This is a genomic window from Citrobacter sp. Cpa228, from assembly GCF_030333085.1.
In the GTDB taxonomy this organism is placed as follows: domain Bacteria; phylum Pseudomonadota; class Gammaproteobacteria; order Enterobacterales; family Enterobacteriaceae; genus Citrobacter; species Citrobacter pasteurii.
Genome location: NZ_JAOWGQ010000055.1, coordinates 294,800 through 311,858 on the forward strand (window position 1 = coordinate 294,800; position 17,059 = coordinate 311,858).

General features: G+C 55.3%; 15 protein-coding genes. 13 read left to right on the forward strand and 2 right to left on the reverse strand.

Features of this window, described 5'->3' with window-relative positions; all coding sequences use genetic code 11:
- The first annotated feature begins 12 nt into the window (after positions 1-12).
- The 8 genes from nuoG (at position 13) to nuoN (ending at position 10,217) form a co-directional block, all read left to right on the forward strand.
- A complete protein-coding gene (nuoG, locus tag OGX91_RS19970) occupies positions 13-2,739 on the forward strand; it encodes an NADH-quinone oxidoreductase subunit NuoG (protein ID WP_005129471.1) in 2,727 nt (908 codons plus the stop codon).
- Positions 2,736-3,713 (forward strand): NADH-quinone oxidoreductase subunit NuoH, encoded by a 978-nt coding sequence (gene nuoH, locus OGX91_RS19975; RefSeq protein WP_003028063.1) that lies wholly within the window; start codon positions 2,736-2,738, stop codon positions 3,711-3,713. The genes nuoG and nuoH overlap by 4 nt, the downstream gene beginning before the upstream one ends.
- Positions 3,714-3,727: 14 nt before the next feature.
- Positions 3,728-4,270 (forward strand): NADH-quinone oxidoreductase subunit NuoI, encoded by a 543-nt coding sequence (gene nuoI, locus OGX91_RS19980; protein ID WP_003028062.1) that lies wholly within the window; start codon positions 3,728-3,730, stop codon positions 4,268-4,270.
- 11 nt (positions 4,271-4,281) lie between these two features.
- Positions 4,282-4,836 carry an NADH-quinone oxidoreductase subunit J gene (gene nuoJ / locus OGX91_RS19985; protein ID WP_003028059.1) on the forward strand — a complete coding sequence of 185 codons (555 nt, stop codon included), beginning with the start codon at positions 4,282-4,284 and terminating at the stop codon, positions 4,834-4,836.
- On the forward strand, positions 4,833-5,135 hold the full coding sequence (nuoK, locus tag OGX91_RS19990; protein WP_000612644.1) for an NADH-quinone oxidoreductase subunit NuoK: 303 nt from the start codon (positions 4,833-4,835) through the stop codon (positions 5,133-5,135). Before nuoJ ends, nuoK begins: the two co-directional genes overlap by 4 nt.
- Complete coding sequence (gene nuoL / locus OGX91_RS19995) at positions 5,132-6,973, forward strand: NADH-quinone oxidoreductase subunit L (RefSeq protein ID WP_286627228.1); 1,842 nt, start codon at positions 5,132-5,134, stop codon at positions 6,971-6,973. Before nuoK ends, nuoL begins: the two co-directional genes overlap by 4 nt.
- A 250-nt stretch (positions 6,974-7,223) precedes the next feature.
- A complete protein-coding gene (gene nuoM, locus OGX91_RS20000) occupies positions 7,224-8,753 on the forward strand; it encodes an NADH-quinone oxidoreductase subunit M (RefSeq protein WP_003027692.1) in 1,530 nt (509 codons plus the stop codon).
- 6 nt (positions 8,754-8,759) lie between these two features.
- The gene (gene nuoN, locus OGX91_RS20005) at positions 8,760-10,217 is read left to right on the forward strand and encodes an NADH-quinone oxidoreductase subunit NuoN (RefSeq protein ID WP_005129464.1); all 1,458 of its coding nucleotides are present in this window, start codon (positions 8,760-8,762) and stop codon (positions 10,215-10,217) included.
- A gap of 59 nt (positions 10,218-10,276) precedes the next feature.
- Here the strand turns inward: nuoN and OGX91_RS20010 are convergent, their stop codons facing one another.
- Entirely contained in the window at positions 10,277-11,281 is a 1,005-nt protein-coding gene (locus tag OGX91_RS20010; RefSeq protein ID WP_005129463.1) for a chemotaxis protein, read from the reverse strand.
- Between the two features lie 64 nt (positions 11,282-11,345).
- On the reverse strand, positions 11,346-12,263 hold the full coding sequence (gene rbn, locus OGX91_RS20015; protein WP_040230132.1) for a ribonuclease BN: 918 nt from the start codon (positions 12,261-12,263) through the stop codon (positions 11,346-11,348).
- 67 nt (positions 12,264-12,330) lie between these two features.
- Between rbn and OGX91_RS20020 the strand changes: the two genes are divergently transcribed.
- The 5 genes from OGX91_RS20020 (at position 12,331) to menH (ending at position 17,057) form a co-directional block, all read left to right on the forward strand.
- Positions 12,331-12,792 (forward strand): GNAT family N-acetyltransferase, encoded by a 462-nt coding sequence (locus OGX91_RS20020; protein ID WP_005129453.1) that lies wholly within the window; start codon positions 12,331-12,333, stop codon positions 12,790-12,792.
- 53 nt (positions 12,793-12,845) lie between these two features.
- On the forward strand, positions 12,846-13,151 hold the full coding sequence (gene elaB, locus OGX91_RS20025; protein WP_005129450.1) for a stress response protein ElaB: 306 nt from the start codon (positions 12,846-12,848) through the stop codon (positions 13,149-13,151).
- A gap of 94 nt (positions 13,152-13,245) precedes the next feature.
- On the forward strand, positions 13,246-14,544 hold the full coding sequence (gene menF / locus OGX91_RS20030; protein ID WP_286627229.1) for an isochorismate synthase MenF: 1,299 nt from the start codon (positions 13,246-13,248) through the stop codon (positions 14,542-14,544).
- Between the two features lie 87 nt (positions 14,545-14,631).
- Positions 14,632-16,302, forward strand: a complete 1,671-nt coding sequence (menD, locus tag OGX91_RS20035) for a 2-succinyl-5-enolpyruvyl-6-hydroxy-3-cyclohexene-1-carboxylic-acid synthase (protein ID WP_188232042.1) — start codon at positions 14,632-14,634, stop codon at positions 16,300-16,302.
- Positions 16,299-17,057 (forward strand): 2-succinyl-6-hydroxy-2,4-cyclohexadiene-1-carboxylate synthase, encoded by a 759-nt coding sequence (menH, locus tag OGX91_RS20040; protein WP_149691461.1) that lies wholly within the window; start codon positions 16,299-16,301, stop codon positions 17,055-17,057. The genes menD and menH overlap by 4 nt, the downstream gene beginning before the upstream one ends.
- Positions 17,058-17,059 lie beyond the last annotated feature (2 nt).

Genomic DNA, 17,059 nt, shown 5'->3' on the forward strand with positions numbered 1-17,059 from the left:
AGCATGCTGACTATGGCTACGATTCATGTAGACGGCAAAGAATATGAGGTCAACGGAGCGGACAACCTGCTGGAAGCTTGTCTGTCTCTCGGCCTTGATATTCCGTACTTTTGCTGGCACCCGGCGCTGGGCAGCGTCGGTGCTTGCCGCCAGTGTGCGGTGAAGCAATATCAGAACGCGGAAGACACGCGTGGTCGCCTGGTGATGTCTTGTATGACACCGGCCACCGAAGGCACCTTTATTTCGATTGATGACGAAGAAGCGAAGCAGTTCCGCGAAAGTGTCGTCGAGTGGTTGATGACCAACCACCCGCACGACTGCCCGGTCTGCGAAGAGGGCGGTAACTGCCACCTTCAGGATATGACCGTCATGACCGGTCATAGCTTCCGTCGCTACCGCTTCACGAAGCGTACACACCGCAACCAGGACCTGGGGCCGTTCATCTCCCACGAAATGAACCGCTGCATCGCCTGCTATCGCTGCGTGCGTTACTACAAAGATTACGCCGATGGCACGGATCTGGGCGTCTATGGCGCACATGACAACGTCTATTTTGGTCGTCCGGAAGACGGTACGCTCGAGAGCGAATTTTCCGGTAACCTGGTAGAAATTTGTCCGACCGGCGTGTTTACCGACAAAACGCACTCCGAGCGTTATAACCGTAAATGGGATATGCAGTTTGCGCCGAGCATCTGCCAGCAGTGTTCCATTGGCTGTAACACCAGCCCGGGTGAGCGTTATGGCGAACTGCGTCGTATCGAAAACCGCTACAACGGTACCGTTAACCACTACTTCCTCTGCGACCGTGGTCGTTTTGGCTATGGTTACGTGAACCTGAAAGACCGTCCGCGTCAGCCGGTACAGCGCCGTGGCGATGACCTGATCACCCTCAACGCCGAACAGGCGATGCAGGGCGCGGCTGACATTCTGCGTCAGTCGAAGAAAGTGATCGGTATCGGTTCCCCACGCGCCAGCGTTGAGAGCAACTTCGCGCTGCGTGAACTGGTCGGTGCGGATAACTTCTATACCGGTATCGCCCAGGGTGAGCAGGAACGCCTGCAACTGGCGCTGAGCGTGCTGCGTGACGGTGGTATTCATACCCCGGCGCTGCGTGAAATCGAATCTTACGATGCAGTCCTGGTGCTGGGTGAAGATGTGACCCAGACCGGTGCGCGCGTTGCGCTGGCGGTGCGCCAGGCGGTGAAAGGTAAAGCTCGCGAAATGGCGGCGGCGCAGAAAGTGGCCGACTGGCAGATCGCGGCCATCCTTAACATCGGCCAGCGCGCCAAGCACCCGCTGTTTGTCACTAACGTCGATAACACCCGTCTGGACGACATCGCGGCATGGACCTACCGTGCACCGGTTGAAGATCAGGCGCGTTTAGGTTTCGCTATCGCCCATGCGCTGGATAACAACGCACCAGCGGTTGACGGCATCGACCGTGACCTGCAGAACAAAATTGACGTTATCGTTCAGGCCCTGGCCGGGGCGAAGAAACCACTGATTATTTCCGGTACCAATGCCGGTAGCGCCGAGGTGATTCAGGCTGCTGCCAACGTGGCGAAGGCGCTGAAGGGTCGTGGCGCAGACGTCGGCATCACCATGATTGCTCGCTCGGTCAACAGCATGGGCCTCGGCATGATGGGCGGTGGTTCCCTCGACGATGCGCTGACTGAACTGGAAACAGGTCGCGCTGACGCCGTTGTGGTGCTGGAAAATGACTTGCATCGCCATGCTTCAGCCGCCCGCGTTGATGCCGCGCTGGCGAAAGCGCCGCTGGTACTGGTTGTTGACCATCAGCGCACCGCGATTATGGAAAACGCCCATCTGGTGCTTTCCGCTGCAAGCTTCGCCGAAAGCGATGGTACGGTGATTAACAACGAAGGTCGCGCCCAGCGCTTCTTCCAGGTCTATGACCCGTCGTACTACGACAGCAACACCATCATGCTGGAAAGCTGGCGCTGGCTGCACTCGCTGCACAGCACCGTGCAGAGCCGTGAAGTGGACTGGACGCAGCTCGACCACGTTATCGACGCGGTCGTTGAGAAGCTGCCGCAACTGGCGGGTATTAAAGATGCTGCGCCGGACGCAAGCTTCCGTATCCGTGGACAGAAGCTGGCGCGTGAACCGCATCGCTACAGTGGGCGTACCGCAATGCGCGCCAACATCAGCGTACACGAACCGCGTCAACCGCAGGACAAAGACACCATGTTCGCCTTCTCGATGGAAGGCAACAACCAGCCGTCTGCGCCGCGTTCACAAATTCCGTTTGCCTGGGCTCCGGGCTGGAACTCCCCACAGGCGTGGAACAAGTTCCAGGATGAAGTGGGCGGTAAACTGCGTCATGGCGATCCGGGCGTGCGTCTGATCGAAGCTTCTGCGGATGGTATGGATTACTTCACTACCGTTCCGGCGAGTTTCCAGGCTCAGGAAGGTCAGTGGCGTATCGCGCCTTACTATCACCTGTTTGGTAGTGATGAAATGTCCCAGCGTGCGCCGGTCTTCCAGACCCGTATGCCGCAGCCGTACATCAAGCTCAACCCGGCAGATGCCGCGAAGTTGGGTGTTAATGCCGGTACGCGCGTTTCTTTCAGCTACGATGGCAACACGGTCACGCTGCCGGTTGAAATCGCTGAAGGATTAACGGCAGGGCAGGTTGGTTTGCCGATGGGCATGCCTGGCATCGCGCCGGTTCTGGCAGGTGCGCGTCTTGAGGATCTGCAGGAGGCACAACAATGAGTTGGATTACACCCGATCTGATTGAGATCCTGCTGAGCATCCTCAAAGCGGTGGTGATCCTGCTGGTGGTGGTCACCTGCGGGGCATTCATGAGCTTTGGCGAACGCCGTCTGCTGGGTCTGTTCCAGAACCGTTACGGACCGAACCGTGTTGGCTGGGGCGGTTCGCTCCAGCTGGTTGCGGACATGATCAAGATGTTCTTTAAAGAAGACTGGATCCCGAAATTCTCGGATCGCGTCATCTTTACCCTGGCACCGATGATCGCCTTCACCTCGCTGCTGCTGGCTTTCGCCATTGTACCGGTGAGTCCGAACTGGGTCGTTGCTGACCTGAACATCGGGATCCTGTTCTTCCTGATGATGGCAGGCCTCGCGGTCTACGCGGTGCTGTTCGCCGGTTGGTCGAGTAACAACAAATACTCGCTACTCGGTGCGATGCGTGCGTCTGCGCAGACCCTGAGCTACGAAGTGTTCCTCGGACTTTCCCTGATGGGCGTGGTGGCGCAGGCCGGTTCATTTAACATGACCGACATCGTCAATAACCAGGCTGATATCTGGAACGTTATTCCGCAGTTCTTTGGTTTTGTCACCTTTGCCATCGCGGGCGTGGCGGTGTGTCACCGTCACCCGTTTGACCAGCCAGAAGCCGAGCAGGAACTGGCCGATGGTTACCACATTGAATATTCCGGTATGAAATTCGGTCTGTTCTTCGTCGGTGAGTACATCGGTATCGTCACCATTTCTGCGCTGATGGTTACTTTGTTCTTCGGTGGCTGGCATGGCCCGTTCTTACCGCCATTCGTCTGGTTCGCGTTGAAAACCGCGTTCTTCATGATGATGTTCATTTTGATTCGTGCGTCGTTACCGCGTCCTCGTTATGACCAGGTAATGTCCTTCGGCTGGAAAGTTTGTCTGCCGCTGACGCTCGTCAACTTGCTGGTAACGGCGGCTGTCATTCTCTGGCAGGCGCAATAAGGGACACAAACACCATGACCTTAAAAGAATTGTTCGTAGGCTTCGGCACCCAGGTACGCAGTATCTGGATGATCGGCCTGCATGCGTTCGCGAAACGCGAAACGCAGATGTACCCGGAAGAGCCGGTCTATCTACCGCCCCGTTTTCGTGGTCGTATCGTTCTGACTCGTGATCCTGACGGTGAAGAACGCTGCGTTGCCTGTAACCTGTGTGCGGTAGCGTGTCCGGTAGGCTGTATCTCTTTGCAAAAAGCAGAGACCAAAGATGGCCGCTGGTATCCGGAGTTTTTCCGCATTAACTTCTCACGCTGCATTTTCTGCGGCCTGTGTGAAGAAGCCTGTCCGACAACGGCTATTCAGCTGACTCCAGATTTCGAGCTGGGTGAGTACAAGCGCCAGGACCTGGTTTACGAGAAAGAGGATCTGCTGATCTCCGGTCCGGGCAAATACCCGGAATATAACTTCTACCGGATGGCAGGTATGGCAATCGACGGCAAAGATAAGGGCGAAGCAGAGAACGAAGCTAAGCCTATCGACGTCAAGAGCCTGTTACCGTAAGGAGAGGGGCAATGGAGTTCGCTTTTTATATCTGTGGCCTGATAGCCATTCTCGCAACCTTGCGGGTGATCACCCACACCAATCCGGTACACGCACTGTTGTATCTGATTATTTCGCTGCTGGCGATTTCCGGGGTGTTCTTCTCGTTAGGCGCTTACTTCGCGGGTGCGCTGGAAATTATCGTCTACGCGGGCGCCATCATGGTGCTGTTCGTATTCGTGGTAATGATGCTCAACCTCGGTGGTTCTGAAATTGAACAGGAACGCCAGTGGCTGAAACCTCAGGTGTGGATTGGACCGGCGATTCTGTCGGCCATCATGCTGGTGGTCATTGTTTACGCCATTCTGGGCGTAAACGATCAGGGCATCGACGGGACGCCAATTAGCGCGAAAGCAGTCGGTATTTCCCTGTTCGGACCGTATGTACTGGCGGTTGAACTGGCTTCGATGCTGCTGCTGGCGGGTCTGGTTGTGGCCTTCCACGTGGGGCGCGAAGAGCGTTCAGGTGAAGTGCTGAGCAATCGCACCGATGACCGCGCGAAAAGAAAAACGGAGGAGCACGCATGATCCCCTTACAACATGGACTGATCCTCGCTGCGATTTTATTCGTCCTGGGTTTGACCGGTCTGGTTATCCGCCGCAATCTGCTGTTTATGCTGATCGGGCTGGAAATCATGATTAACGCCTCTGCGCTGGCCTTTGTGGTCGCCGGAAGCTACTGGGGCCAGACCGATGGTCAGGTGATGTACATTCTCGCCATCAGCCTTGCGGCTGCGGAAGCGAGCATTGGACTTGCGCTGTTGTTGCAACTTCATCGCCGTCGCCAGAACCTGAACATCGATTCAGTAAGTGAGATGCGTGGATGAACATGCTTGCCTTAACCATTATTCTGCCATTTATTGGCTTTGTATTACTGGCGTTCTCCCGCGGCCGTTGGTCAGAAAATCTGTCCGCGACCGTGGGTGTCGGGTCGATTGGCCTGGCGGCGCTGGTTACTGCGTTTGTTGGCGTTGACTTCTTTGCTAATGGCCAGCAGGCCTACAGTCAGCCGCTGTGGACGTGGATGTCGGTCGGTGATTTCAACATCGGTTTCAACCTGGTGCTGGACGGCTTGTCGCTGACCATGCTCTCCGTGGTAACCGGTGTCGGCTTCCTGATCCACATGTTCGCTTCCTGGTATATGCGCGGGGAAGAGGGTTACTCCCGCTTCTTCGCCTACACTAACCTGTTTATCGCCAGCATGGTGGTTCTGGTACTGGCGGATAACCTGCTGCTGATGTACCTCGGCTGGGAAGGCGTGGGTCTGTGCTCTTACTTACTGATCGGTTTCTATTACACCGATCCGAAGAATGGCGCAGCGGCAATGAAAGCTTTCGTGGTGACCCGTGTCGGTGACGTGTTCCTGGCGTTCGCGCTGTTCATTCTCTACAACGAGCTGGGTACGCTGAACTTCCGCGAAATGGTTGAACTGGCTCCGGCGCACTTTGCCGCAGGCAATGACATGCTGATGTGGGCAACCCTGATGCTGCTGGGCGGTGCGGTCGGTAAATCTGCGCAGCTGCCGTTGCAAACATGGCTTGCTGATGCGATGGCCGGCCCGACGCCTGTCTCCGCGCTGATCCACGCCGCAACGATGGTTACCGCCGGTGTCTACCTGATTGCCCGTACCCACGGCCTGTTCCTGATGACCCCGGAAATCCTGCATCTGGTGGGGATTATCGGTGCTATCACGCTGGTGCTGGCGGGTTTTGCTGCGCTGGTACAGACCGACATCAAACGCGTTCTTGCGTACTCCACCATGAGCCAGATTGGTTATATGTTCCTGGCTCTCGGTGTACAGGCGTGGGATGCGGCGATTTTCCACCTGATGACGCACGCCTTCTTTAAAGCGCTGCTGTTCCTGGCATCCGGCTCGGTTATCCTGGCCTGCCACCACGAACAGAACATCTTCAAGATGGGCGGCCTGCGTAAGTCTATTCCGCTGGTGTATCTCTGCTTCCTGATTGGTGGCGCAGCGTTGTCGGCTCTGCCGCTGATTACCGCTGGTTTCTTCAGTAAGGATGAGATTCTGGCCGGTGCAATGGCGAACGGTCATATCAATCTGATGGTTGCAGGTCTGGTCGGTGCGTTTATGACCTCTCTGTATACCTTCCGTATGATTTTCATCGTGTTCCACGGTAAAGAACAAATTCACGCTCACGCCGGGAAGGGGATTACCCATCATCTGCCGCTGATTGTGCTGATGATCCTGTCCACCTTCGTTGGCGCGCTGATTGTGCCGCCGCTTCATGGTGTACTGCCTGCGACGACCGAGCTTGAGCATGGTCGCGTTATGACGCTGGAAATTACCTCCGGTATCGTCGCGATTGCGGGTATCTTGATCGCAGCATGGCTGTGGCTGGGTAAACGCCAGCTTGTGACATCGATTGCCAACAGTGCGCCAGGCCGTCTGCTGGGTACCTGGTGGTATAACGCCTGGGGCTTCGACTGGCTGTACGACAAAGTGTTCGTCAAGCCGTTCCTTGGCATTGCATGGCTGCTGAAACGCGATCCGCTGAATGCAATGATGAACATTCCGGCGATCCTGTCCCGCTTTGCAGGTAAAGGCCTGCTGTTAAGCGAGAACGGCTATCTGCGTTGGTATGTGGCATCAATGAGCATCGGCGCCGTTGTTGTGCTGGCACTGTTGATGGTACTGCGTTGAGTTTGTTGGCTGGATGAACAACTGCCGGATGGCGCTGCGCTTATCCGGCCTACAAACCCAAAATAATTTTTAGAATTCGTTGAAAATCTGTTCCTGAAGTACAGGCGTCATCGGCGAAGTCAGACCGAATACCGCCAGCGCAGAGCAACCGGAGCGTACTGAAGTACGTGAGGATTGCGAGCACTGCCGGGATTTGGGCTGACGAGTGAGATAGCCTGAGCAGGAGTAAATATAAGGGACATACTTAGCTATGTTATTACCCTGGTTGATATTAATCCCCTTTATCGGTGGCTTCCTGTGCTGGCAGACCGAGCGCTTTGGCGTGAAGGTGCCGCGTTGGATCGCGCTGATTACCATGGGACTGACGCTGGCGCTTGGCCTGCAACTGTGGTTGCAGGGCGGCTATTCACTGACGCAATCCGCTGGCATTCCGCAGTGGCAGTCTGAGTTTGTCCTGCCGTGGATCCCACGTTTTGGCATCTCTATTCATCTGGCTATCGACGGTCTGTCGCTGCTGATGGTAGTGCTGACCGGTCTGCTCGGTGTTCTGGCGGTACTCTGCTCCTGGAATGAAATCGAAAAATACCAGGGCTTCTTCCACCTGAACCTGATGTGGATCTTAGGCGGCGTTATCGGCGTGTTCCTTGCCATCGACATGTTCCTGTTCTTCTTCTTCTGGGAAATGATGCTGGTGCCGATGTACTTCCTGATAGCACTTTGGGGGCATAAAGCCTCTGACGGTAAAACGCGTATCACGGCGGCAACCAAGTTCTTCATTTATACCCAGGCGAGTGGCCTGGTGATGTTGATTGCCATCCTGGCACTGGTGTTTGTGCACTATAAAGCGACCGGTGTGTGGACCTTCAACTATGAAGAGCTGCTGAATACCCCGATGTCCCACGGCGTGGAATATCTGCTGATGTTGGGCTTCTTCATCGCGTTTGCGGTGAAAATGCCGGTGGTTCCGCTGCATGGCTGGTTGCCAGATGCGCACTCCCAGGCACCGACCGCAGGTTCCGTTGACCTGGCGGGGATTTTGCTGAAAACCGCGGCCTACGGTCTGCTGCGCTTCTCCCTGCCGCTGTTCCCGAACGCGTCGGCGGAGTTTGCACCTATCGCTATGTGGCTCGGCGTTATCGGTATCTTCTACGGCGCGTGGATGGCCTTTAATCAGTACGATATCAAACGCCTGATTGCTTACACCTCCGTATCGCACATGGGTTTCGTACTGATTGCTATCTACACCGGCAGCCAACTGGCGTACCAGGGTGCGGTTATCCAGATGATTGCGCACGGTCTGTCCGCAGCCGGTCTGTTCATCCTGTGTGGCCAGCTGTACGAACGTCTGCACACGCGTGATATGCGTATGATGGGCGGCCTGTGGGGCAAAATGAAATGGTTGCCAGCGCTGTCGATGTTCTTCGCAGTGTGTACGCTGGGTATGCCGGGTACAGGTAACTTCGTTGGCGAATTTATGATTCTGTTCGGCAGCTACCAGGTGGTTCCGGTTATTACCGTGATCTCAACCTTTGGTCTGGTGTTTGCTTCTGTATACTCGCTGGCGATGCTGCATCGCGCTTACTTTGGTAAGGCGAAAAGCCAGATTGCCAGTGTTGAACTGCCAGGGATGTCGCTGCGTGAGCTGTTTATCATCCTGTTGCTGGTCGTGCTTCTGGTACTGCTTGGCTTCTATCCGCAGCCGATTCTGGATACCTCGCATTCTGCGATGAGCAACATCCAGCAGTGGTTTGTTAATTCCGTTACTACTACAAGGCCGTAAATCGCCATGACAATAACTCCACAACACCTGATTGCGCTGCTACCGCTGCTGATCGTCGGCTTGACGGTGGTGGTTGTGATGCTCTCCATTGCGTGGCGACGCAATCATTTCCTCAATGCCACGTTGTCGGTCATTGGGCTTAACGCCGCGCTGGTTTCGCTCTGGTTTGTTGGCCAGGCGGGCGCCATGGACGTCACCCCGCTGATGCGGGTTGACGGTTTCGCCATGCTCTACACCGGGCTGGTGCTGTTGGCGAGTCTTGCCACCTGTACCTTCGCTTACCCGTGGCTGGAAGGCTACGATGACAACCGGGAAGAGTTCTACCTGCTGGTACTGATTGCCGCGCTCGGCGGTATTCTGCTGGCTAACGCTAACCATCTGGCGGCGTTGTTCCTCGGTATCGAACTGATCTCTCTGCCGCTGTTTGGCCTGGTTGGTTATGCGTTCCGTCAGAAGCGTTCGCTGGAAGCCAGTATCAAATACACCATCCTGTCTGCCGCAGCGTCTTCCTTCCTGCTGTTCGGTATGGCGCTGGTGTACGCGCAGTCCGGCAACCTGTCGTTCATTGCGCTTGGTAAGAGCCTCGGTGACGGCATGCTGAGCGAACCGCTGCTGCTGGCGGGCTTTGGTCTGATGATTGTTGGCCTCGGCTTCAAACTTTCACTGGTTCCGTTCCATCTGTGGACGCCAGACGTCTACCAGGGCGCTCCGGCTCCGGTTTCCACCTTCCTGGCGACGGCGAGCAAAATCGCTATCTTCGGCGTGGTAATGCGTCTGTTCCTGTACGCGCCGGTTGGCGACAGCGAAGCGGTTCGTATCGTGCTCGGTGTGATTGCCTTTGCGTCCATCATCTTCGGTAACCTGATGGCGCTGAGCCAGACCAATATCAAACGTCTGCTCGGTTACTCTTCCATCTCTCACCTCGGTTACCTGCTGGTGGCACTGATTGCTCTGCAGAGCGGCGAGATGTCGATGGAAGCAGTTGGCGTTTACCTGGCCGGTTATCTGTTCAGCAGCCTTGGCGCGTTCGGTGTGGTCAGCCTGATGTCCAGCCCGTACCGCGGCCCGGATGCGGACTCTCTGTTCTCCTACCGTGGTCTGTTCTGGCATCGTCCGATCCTCGCGGCAGTGATGACGGTAATGATGCTGTCTCTGGCCGGTATCCCGATGACGCTGGGCTTTATCGGTAAGTTCTACGTGCTGGCGGTCGGTGTGCAGGCTAATCTGTGGTGGCTGGTTGCTGCCGTGGTGGTCGGTTCGGCGATTGGTTTGTACTACTACCTGCGTGTTGCCGTGAGCCTGTACCTGAGCGCACCGCAACAGCTGAACCGTGATGCGCCGTCTAACTGGCAGTACAGCGCGGGCGGTATCGTGGTGCTGATTTCTGCCCTGCTGGTACTGGTGCTGGGTATTTACCCGCAACCGCTGATCAGCATCGTGCAGTTAGCGGCTCCGCTGATGTAAGGCTAAATGCAATAACGAAAAAACCCGCCTCGGCGGGTTTTTTTATGCGTGAAAGATAGTTAGTTCAAAAGCTGCCTGCTCACCAGTGGACCGCTGATGCCTTTCGCTGTGCGATCCATCACTTCCTGGATTACTGAAGAAAGCTCATTGACTTCGAATTTGGCCACATAACCATCGGCCTTAACCCGGCGGACGTGATCTTCATTAGCGCTACCGGAAAGCGAGGAGTGAATCACGACCGGGATCTTCTTCAGGCGTTCGTCGGTTTTTATCTTACGGGTCAGCGTAAAACCATCCATCTCCGGCATTTCCAGGTCGGTGAGCACCAGGGCAATCTTTTCGCTGATTGGCTTACCTTCCGCTTCCGCTTCTTCAGATAGCTGTTGAATTTTTTCCCACGCATCCTGGCCCGTCACATGCATCAGGTGTGGGATCTCCATGGCGTTGAGCCCTTTTTCCAGCATCGCGCGAGCCACTTTGGAGTCATCTGCCACTATCGCCACCGCACCTGGCGTGATGTTGAACTTATTGGTTTTCAGATCAGTTGCGCGCAGATCGTGGTTCGACGGTACGATGTCGTACAGAATTTGCTCAACGTCGAGCACCAGCGCCAGGTTGTTGGTCTCTTTGTTGTCGTCCAGACAGGCGATACTGGTAATGTAGCGGCCATTGACGGCTTTCTCGGCGGTATGCACCTGTTGCCAGTCGAGGCGCATAATGTTCTCTACTGACTCCACCGCAAACGCCTGGACGCTGCGGGCGTACTCTGTGATCAACAGGATGTTGAGTCCGGTCTCTGGCTTACAGCCTGCGACGGCAGGCAGGTCAATCACCGGTATCACCTGATCGCGAATGTTAACCATCCCTAAAAGCGGTGCCTTCATGCCTGCCGGACGCGTGAAGGTCGGCATCGGTACGATTTCACGCAGTTTGAATACGTTGATGCCAAACAGCTCTGATTTCTGCTCCTCAACGGATTTGCCAAGGCGAAACAGCAGCAGCTCAAAGCGGTTCGACAAGGTTAAATTGGTCCTGTCATCAATATCTTTCTGAAAATTGTTCATCCTGTCCTCAGTGTGAAAGCCAGCCTTTCCACTGTTATCGGCATTGAGGCGGAAAAATAAAGCGCTAAACGGTGAAAATGGCGAAATCGTGAGCCAGTTCCGTGTCTGGAAAAATCGCTCTGCACTCTTCAAGTAACCGCTGGCAGCCTTTTGCATCGTAGCGTGAGCTGACGTGGGTCATGATGAGTCTGCCCACACCGGCGTCCAGTGCCAGCTGTGCGGCCTGCCGGGTGGAGCTATGCCCGCGGCTGTTGGCTTTTTCCTCCATTGAGGCGTCCAGCGTGGTTTCATGTACCATCACGTCCACCCCTTTTGCCAGTTCGATAGCGCTCGCACAGGGCCCGGTATCACCGAAAATTGCCACGGATTTTCCTCGGGTTGCCGGGGAGAGAAAATCGGCGCCGTTAATCGCGCGACCATCCTCCAGCACGATGGTTTTCCCGGCTTTCAAATCCTGGAACCACGGGCCCGCTTTAACGCCTGCCGCCTTCAGGGCGCTGGCATTAAGCGCCCCCGGCTTGTCGTGTTCTTCAACACGAAAACCGTAGCACTCCAGCGGATGTTCCAGTCGAAACGCGGTCACTTTGCGCAGGCCGTCATCCACAACATCACCGGCGGTGATTTCCACAATTTCCAGTGGATAATCGGTCCAGGAACCGCTCAGTCGCAGGGCTGTTTCGGTAAATTCCCGTAATCCTTTCGGCCCATAAAGCGTCAACGGCTGGACGTTTCCGGCCATTGAACGACTGCACAGCAGCCCCGGTAAACCAAACAGGTGATCGCCATGCAGATGACTGATAAAAATACGATCAAGTTTGCCTGGGTTGAACGGGGAGCTAAGCATTTGATGCTGCGTCCCTTCGCCGCAATCAAAAAGCCACAAACCTGCCTGAGTCGGGTGTTGCAGATTCAGTAATATTGCCGTTACATTGCGAGAACGTGTGGGAACTCCCGCAGACGTACCTAAAAATAGTAATTCCATCTTTACGTTACACTTTTCGCCATCAATGAGGCAGGGTGTTCAGGTTATCACAACAAAGGGGCAGACAATGATCCACTGGCAAGATCTCCATCATGCAAAGCTGAGTGTTCAGGAGCTGTATGCCATTCTTCAGCTTCGCTGCGCAGTATTCGTTGTTGAGCAACAATGTCCGTATCAGGACGTGGATGGCGACGACTTAGTCGGCGAGAACCGTCACATTCTGGGATGGCATAATGATGAACTGGTGGCGTATGCGAGGATTCTGAAAAGTGACGATGATCTGGAGCCGGTAGTAATTGGCCGGGTGATTGTAAGCGAAGCGCTACGCGGCGAAAAATTGGGGCAGCAGTTAATGATGCAAACGCTGGCATCCTGTGCGCAGCATTGGCCGCATAAGGCGTTATACCTGGGGGCTCAGGCGCATCTGCAATCGTTCTATGCGAGATTTGGTTTTGTTCCCGTCACGGAGATCTATGACGAAGACGGTATTCCACACATCGGCATGGCGCGTGAGGGGCATCAAGCGTAAACAGCACCTGTCGTCTATAGTTAGCGGATACGTCAATAGAAAGGGAGAATAAAATGTCTTTTCATTCTTACGAATCACGTATTGATGACGATCTGGAATTGTTGAGTGAAACGCTGGAAGAAGTGTTACGTTCTTCCGGCGATCCTGCCGACCAGAAGTACCTTGAGTTGAAAGCGCGGGCTGAGCAGGCGTTAGAAGAGGTGAGAAATCGCGTTAGTCACGCCTCTGACAGTTACTATTATCGTGCAAAGCAGGCTGTTTGCCGGGCAGATGACTATGTACACGAAAAACCCTGGCGTGGGATCGGCGTGGGGGCGACAGTCGGTTTAGTGATGGGATTATTGCTGGCACGGCGATAAATATAGCGCTGTTATCGCACCCCCTATACGGGGGTACTGCTTTTTCTGCTCAGTACCCCGTATAATGAGAGGTTTTTAACAGGGAGAGGTCCGCGTGCATTCAATCACTACTGCGCTGGAAAGTCTGATGCGCATTTTGTCGCAAGAGATACCGGCAGCACCTGGCATTCGTATTTACGACATACCTTTCCCACTGAACGATGCTTTTGACGCTTTAGGATGGCTGGCCAGCCAGCCCGTCTGGCCTCAGTTTTACTGGCAGCAACGTAACGGCGATGAAGAAGCAGCTGTGCTGGGCGCAGTTGCGACATTCTCCTCACTGGAATCTGCTCAACGGTTTTTACGCCAACATGATAATTACCCCGAACTGCGCGTCTGGGGCCTGAATGCGTTTGAGCCGCAGCGCGGTAATTTATTGCTGCCGCGACTGGAATGGCGACGCTGCGCCGGGGTTGCTACCTTACGACTACACCTGTATAGCGACGTGTCGTTGCGTGAAGATGCCGCGCAGGCCGCTGCGTTTATTTCAACACTTGCACAGGTAAAACAGCTTCCCGCATTGCGTCTGATTTTGACGGGAGAGCAGCACTGGCCGGATAAAGATGGTTGGGTTCGACTTATTGAGCTTGCCACGCAGACCATTGCTGAGGAAGAACTCGACAAAGTGGTGCTGGCGCGGGCGACCGATTTACAGTTTTCTCAGCCGGTTAATGCCGCGGCGGTTATGGCCTCCAGTCGTCGTTTAAATCTCAACTGTTACCACTTCTATATGGCGTTTTCCGCCGAATCTGCTTTTCTTGGCTCATCCCCTGAACGTCTGTACAGGCGGCGTGACACGGCACTGCGCACTGAGGCGCTGGCCGGAACCGTTGCCAATCACCCTGACGATCATCGCGCCTGGCAGTTGGGTGAATGGCTGATGAAGGACGATAAAAATCAGCGTGAGAACATGTTGGTGGTGGAAGATATTTGCCAACGGCTGCAGAACTGTACGCAAACCCTCGATGTCCTGCCGCCACAGGTACTTAGACTGCGCAAAGTACAGCATCTGCGCCGCTGTATCTGGACTGCGCTCAATCAGGCGGATGATACGCTCTGTCTGGTACAGCTACAGCCTACTGCGGCCGTAGCGGGTATTCCACGCGAGCTGGCGCGTGAATTTATCCAACATAATGAACCCTTTGAACGCGAGTGGTATGCCGGTTCTGCGGGTTATCTTTCACTGCGTCAGAGCGAGTTTTGCGTGTCATTACGTTCAGCGAAAATTAGCGCAAATGTCGTACGCCTGTATGCCGGGGCGGGGATCGTGCGCGGTTCAGAACCTGAGCAAGAATGGCAAGAAATAGATAATAAAGCGGCAGGGTTACGTACTTTATTATCGATAGAAGGATAATGATTTCGTGTATATTCCCGACTCATATCAAAAATCCATTTATTCGATTCTTTATACTGTGTCGCAATATTGATACCGGACAATCTCATGTCAGTAAGCGCATTTAACCGACGCTGGGCGGCGGTCATTCTGGAAGCTCTCACTCGCCACGGCGTCAGGCATGTTTGCATTGCCCCTGGCTCTCGTTCTACACCGTTGACTCTGGCGGCAGCGGAAAACCCCGCATTCATCCACCACACCCATTTTGACGAGCGTGGTCTTGGGCATCTGGCCTTAGGTCTGGCAAAAGTTAGCCGTCAGCCTGTCGCCGTGATTGTGACGTCCGGTACCGCGGTGGCGAATTTATATCCGGCGCTGATTGAAGCCGGGCTGACCGGTGAAAAACTGATTTTGCTTACCGCTGACAGACCGCCTGAGCTTATTGACTGTGGCGCTAACCAGGCTATTCGTCAGGCCGGCATGTTTGCCTCGCATCCGTCGCAAACGCTCTCTTTACCGCGTCCGACGCAGGACATTCCGGCAAGCTGGCTGGTGTCTGCCATCGATAACGCCTTAGCCGCGCTGCATAGCGGGGCGGTTCATATAAACTGTCCGTTTGCAGAACCCTTATATGGCGAGATGGACGAAACGGGTCTGGCCTGGCAGCAGCGTCTTGGTGACTGGTGGCAGGATGATAAACCCTGGTTGGGCGCGGCGCGTCGACTGGAAAGTGATAAACAACGCGACTGGTTTTTCTGGCGGCAAAAACGTGGTGTAGTACTTGCCGGGCGCATGAGCGCCGAAGAGGGCAAGAAAGTTGCGCTCTGGGCGCAGACGTTAGGCTGGCCACTCATTGGTGATGTGCTGTCGCAAACCGGACAGCCGTTGCCCTGCGCCGATCTGTGGCTGGGGAACGCGAAAGCGATAGCTGAATTAGAGCAGGCGCAGATTGTGGTGCAGCTCGGCAGTAGTCTGACCGGTAAACGACTGCTGCAATGGCAGGCCAATTGCGACCCACAGGAATTCTGGATTGTCGACAATATCGAAGGCCGCCTCGATCCGGCTCACCATCGTGGGCGCCGGCTGGTGGCAAAAGTAGGCGACTGGCTGGAGCTGCATCCGGCGGAGAAACGCCAGCCCTGGTGTGTGGAGATCCCACGGCTGGCGCAACAGGCATGGCAGGCGGTAGAAGCCCGCCGTGACACGTTTGGCGAAGCACAGCTGGCGCACCGTATTCGCGAATACTTGCCGGAGCAGGGGCAGCTGTTCGTGGGTAACAGTCTGGTGGTACGGCTGATTGACGCACTGTCTCAGCTTCCGGCAGGTTTCCCGGTTTACAGCAATCGCGGTGCGAGCGGTATTGACGGTCTGCTATCAACGGCGGCAGGCGTACAGCGTGCCAGTGCAAAATCGACGCTGGCTATTGTTGGCGATTTATCCGCGCTGTATGACCTGAATGCGCTGGCGCTTTTGCGTCAGGTTTCCGCGCCGTTTGTCCTGATTGTGGTGAATAATAACGGCGGACAGATTTTCTCCCTGCTGCCAACCCCGCCAGGCGAACGTGAACGGTTCTACCTGATGCCGCAGAACGTCCATTTTGAGCATGCCGCGGCTATGTTTGACCTCAAATATCACCGCCCGGAGAACTGGGCGCAACTGGAGAGCGCGCTGACGAACGCCTGGCGTACCCCGGTGGCTACGGTGATTGAGCTGGTAGTGAATGAAACTGACGGGGCGCAAACCCTGCAGCAACTGCTGGCGCAGGTAAGTCATCTATGATCCTGCACGCGCAGGCGAACACGGGTCATGTGGATTCCCCCTGGCTGGTTTTCCTGCACGGATTTTCCGGTGATCGCCGGGAATGGCAGACGGTAGGTGAAGCATTCCCGGACTATTCGCGGTTGTATATCGACCTGCCTGGCCACGGCGGTTCTGCTGATATCAGCGTGAACGGATTCGATGACGTCAGCGATTTGTTGCGTAACACGCTGCTTAGTTACAACATACTTAACTACTGGCTGGTGGGATATTCCCTTGGCGGCAGAGTTGCAATGATGGCGGCCTGTCAGGGGATGCCGGGACTCTGCGGTCTGGTTGTTGAAGGTGGGCACCCTGGCTTACAACACGAAGATGAGCGCATTCAGCGTCGTCTCTCCGATGGCCGCTGGGCCGCGCGTTTTCGCACTGAGCCGCTGCGCGAGGTGTTTAATGACTGGTATCAACAGCCGGTCTTTTCCTCGCTGAATGTCGCGCAAAGAGCGGCGCTGGTCGCTTTACGCTGCCAGAATAAAGGTGAAACGTTGGCGGCAATGCTGGAAGCCACCTCGCTGGCCATACAACCTGATTTACGTGCGCAACTCACTACGCGCACATTTCCGTTTTATTATTTATGTGGTGAACGTGACGATAAATTCCGCACTCTGGCGGCGGAAATATCCGTGCCGAACCATGTGATTCGTAACGCCGGACACAACGCGCATCGGGACAATCCCGTTGGCGTGGTGGATTGTCTGGCTCAGATTCTGCGTCGCTGACT